Here is a 3,846-nt window from a genome sequence, read left to right on the forward strand (position 1 = left end):
GGGCGTCAAAGGTGCGTTAGCGTGAGTCATGAAGACCTCCTCGGACCGGACGTGAGCGTGACAACCCACATCCTGCCCAGGAGGCCTTCACCTACCCAACCCGTTCACAACCTCCCAGGGAAGTACACCTAGTCGTCCTTTCCCGGGCGGAGCGCAGTGGCCAGGGGCGACGGGCCAGGGCCGGTAGCGGGCCAGGGCGGTGGTGGGGTGGGGTTCGGTTGGGCGTCGCTTCACGACGGAGGCGTCGCTTCACGACGTGGACGGTACCTGCAGGTGTCGTCCACGTCGCGAAGTGACGCGCTTGTCGCGAAGTGACGCCCAATGTGCGGCCCCACCGTCCTCCTGGCGCACCACTGCCGGCCGCGCCCACACCGACGGCGCCTGTGGTGCTGATGGTCTGCCCGGGCAAGGGGGTGCCGACGTCGCTTGATCCCATCGGGCCGGGTGCGGCGTCAGGCCCTGGATGGCCTGGAGGAGTGGCGGAGGTCTTTCAGCGTGATCCACACCCCGGGGCCTTGGGCGCATGGGCCTTGACCTGCGCAGGTGTGAAACGCCCCTGTGTCAGGGGCGGGGGAGGGACCCCCACAGCTGCTGCCGCCAGCGGTACAGGCCTGGCCCCGGGACCACCGCCCAGCGAATGGCCGGCCCGTGGCAGGGCATGAGGGGCGATGGGACCCGCCCCCAAGCCCCCACCGCCCAACCATCTGGGCCAGCCATCCGGGCCGATCTGCGCCATCGCAGGCCCGGCCGCGCCGGAATCCTGTGGACAACCGCCTGCGGCGCCGGGTTGTCCACAGGCGGCCTGAACTGACCTGGAAGGCGTGCCACCCCGCGCGCACCATGCCGTCATGAGCCAGCCACCCTCATCCGCCGACTCGCCAGACCAGCCCGCTCCCGAGCAGCAGCCCGACTCCGATGACTCCGGCCCCGCCGGCGGGCCCGGTCGGGAGCTCCGACCCCTGACCCGCCGACGCTCACAGCGCCGGTCGCGCTGGCGCCGGGGCCGCCAGGATGACGGGGGCGAGACGGAGGGCCTGCCCGCCGGCCTCCACCGCGCCCTGGCGGAGGCCGGCCTGACCCTCGGGGTCCCCCTGGGGCGCAGCTTGAGCCCCGCCGCACCGCGCCGGGCTCTGGATGCGGCCGGCGAGCACGTCGTCGTGCGCCTGCTCGACCTGCCTGAGGGCGGTGCGGGAGCCGGCGTCCTGCGGCGCCTGGCGGCCCTGCGCGGCCTGCGCCATCACGGACTGGTCCCCATCCGCGAGGTCATCAGCCTGCCCGGCAACCGCGTCGCCGTCGTCATGGACCTCATCGACGGTGCCAGCCTCGACGTCGTCCTGGGCGCCCGCGGCAGGCTCCCCCTCGGGCAGATGGCCCGGCTCTTGGACGACCTGGGCTCCGCCCTGGCCCACATGCACGAGCACGGATGCGCCCACGGGGACATCTCCGCGGGCAACGTCGTCATCCGGCTCGACGGCGCGCCGGTGCTCGTGGACCTGCTCGGCTCCTTCATGGAATCAGGCACGCAGGGCTGTGCGGCCCCCGAGCGGCTGGCGGGCGGCCCGGCCACCGCGGCCTCGGATGTCTACGCCCTGGCCGCCCTCGTGCGCGAATGCGCCGGCACCGGGGGCGCCGGCGCCCGCCGGGCCACACGGGTCCTGGCCGACGCCCTGGTCCTGGACCCCCAGGAGCGGCCCAGCGCGCGAGACCTGGCCGCCAGGGCGCCCGAGATGGGGGTCCAGGCGCCCATCGAGCTGCCCGACGGTGCCCGCCTGGCCGCGGGCTCCCTGCGGGCCGCCGCCCGCACTCCCACCCGCACCGTCGGCTCCAGGCTCCAGCGCTCGCGCAGGCGCGCACCCGTGGTCGCCCTCACCTACGGGCAGGCGCGTCCTCAGCGCGGATGGGTGACCGGCCGGCGTCGCCTGGTCGGTGCCGCCGCCATCATCGCCCTGGCCAGCACCGGCTGGGCCCTCACCCACCCCGCCTCGACCACGGTCGCCCTGCGATCCTGGCCGCTGAGCGCCCTTGCGCCCCGCAGCGCCGGCCAGCAGGCCAGCAGCGCCCCGGCGGCGCCCGCCCCCGGCCCCGACGGCTCCTCGGCTCCTCCCCCCGCGCCTCACCCACCCGCATCCCGGGAGGACGGCGGCGCCTCGGCGGCGGCCGCTGACCAGGCTGCTGCCCAGACCAGTGCCGCAGCGGACGATGGCGGGGAGATGACGGCAGTAGTGCTGGCGCTGGCCTCGGCCCGGGACGAGGCGCTCATGGCCGGTGATGCCGCCGGGCTCGCGGCCACGACCGTGCCCGGCTCCCCCGCCGCGCAGGCCGATGCGGGGGTGATGGGCTCCCTGCTCGCCTCGGGGGAGAGCATCGAGGGCCTGCAGACCTCGGTCAGCCAGGTCCAGGAGGCGGAGGTGCCGGACGAGGTGGCTGCCGCCTGGCCCGGCGCTCGAGCGGTGCGGCTCACCCAGGCGCAGGGGCCCTACACCCGCAGGGGCGAGGACGGCGCCCGCACAGTCCCGGCCCTGGCACCCCGCCAGGTGGTGCTCGTCCTGGTGCCCGGCCCCTGGCGGGTCCTGGAGGTGGGCGAGGCACCCTGAGCCGCACGAGCCATCATCTGCCGTCATCTGCAGGACCCAGGGCTCCGGGCAGGCAGTGGCCCCGCACCCGGGTGGGTGCGGGGCCACGAGCGGTCAGCAGCTCCTGAGCGCCGGATGAGCCCGGGTCACAGCCCCAGGTCGCCGGCGAAGTCGCCCTCCTCCAGGCGCTTCTTGACCGTCATGAGGTAGCGGGCGGCATCCGCGCCATCGACCAGGCGGTGGTCGTAGGACAGCGCCAGGTAGCACACCGAGCGGATCGCGATGACCTCGCCGCCATCGGCATCCTTGATGATGCGCGGCTGCTTGGTGATCGCCCCCAGGCCCAGGATCGCGACCTCGGGCTGGTTGATGATCGGGGTGTCGAACAGGGCACCGCCCGAGCCGGTGTTGGTGATGGTGAAGGTCGAGCCGCTGAGCTCATCGGGGTTGACCTTGTTGTCCCGGGTGCGGGCCGCCAGGTCGTTGATGCGCTTGGCCAGGCCGGGGATGTTGAGGTCCCCGGCGTTCTTGACCACGGGCACCAGCAGGCCGCGCGGGGTGTCCACCGCGATGCCCACGTGCTCGACGTCGTGGTAGGTCACCTGCTTGCCGTCGATCGAGGCGTTGATCTTCGGGTGGGCCTTGAGCGCCTCGGTGGCCGCGGCCACGAAGAAGGGCAGGAAGGTGAGCTTGGTGCCGTTGCGCGCCAGGAAGTCGTTCTTGGCCCGGGTGCGCAGCGCCGCCACGCGGGTGACATCGACCTCCACGACCGTGGTCAGCTGGGCGGAGGTCTGCAGGGAGTCGACCATGCGCTCGGAGATGACCTGGCGCAGGCGGCTCATCTTCTCCGTCTTGCCGCGCAGCACGGTGTCCACCGCGGGCTTGGCGGAGGCCGGGGCGCTCGCGGGAGCCGCGGAGCCCTGCGGCGCCGGTGTGGAGGCGGCGGCCTGAGCCGCCTGCTGGGCCTCGCGCGCCTCCTGAGCCGCCTTGGCGGCGGCCTCGACATCCTGCTTGCGGATGCGGCCGCCCACGCCCGTGCCCGTGATGGTGGACAGGTCCACGCCCTTGTCCCGGGCCAGCTTGCGCACGATCGGGGTGACATAGGCCGTCTGCGCCGCGGCGGAGGGGGCCGGAGCCGGGGAGGCTGCTGCGGGTGCCTCGGTGGTGGCCGGTGCCTCGGGCGCTGCGGGGGCGGCGGGGGTCTGGGGCTCGGGGGCCGCCTGGGGGGCCGGTTGGGCCGGCTCGGGGGAGGCGGTGGCCTCGGAGGGGTCGC

At 74.5% G+C, this 3,846-nt stretch carries 2 protein-coding genes; one reads left to right on the forward strand and one right to left on the reverse strand.

Annotation, left to right across the window (positions count from 1 at the left end):
• Positions 1-848: 848 nt before the first annotated feature.
• Positions 849-2,594 carry a protein kinase domain-containing protein gene (locus tag J5X07_RS12675; RefSeq protein WP_208480038.1) on the forward strand — a complete coding sequence of 582 codons (1,746 nt, stop codon included), beginning with the start codon at positions 849-851 and terminating at the stop codon, positions 2,592-2,594.
• Between the two features lie 125 nt (positions 2,595-2,719).
• Here J5X07_RS12675 and sucB read toward each other — a convergent pair.
• A partial coding sequence (gene sucB, locus J5X07_RS12680) for a 2-oxoglutarate dehydrogenase, E2 component, dihydrolipoamide succinyltransferase (RefSeq protein WP_208480039.1) occupies positions 2,720-3,846 on the reverse strand: 1,127 nt, incomplete at its 5' end.

The organism is Actinomyces bowdenii (assembly GCF_017592395.1).
Classification (GTDB): domain Bacteria; phylum Actinomycetota; class Actinomycetes; order Actinomycetales; family Actinomycetaceae; genus Actinomyces; species Actinomyces bowdenii.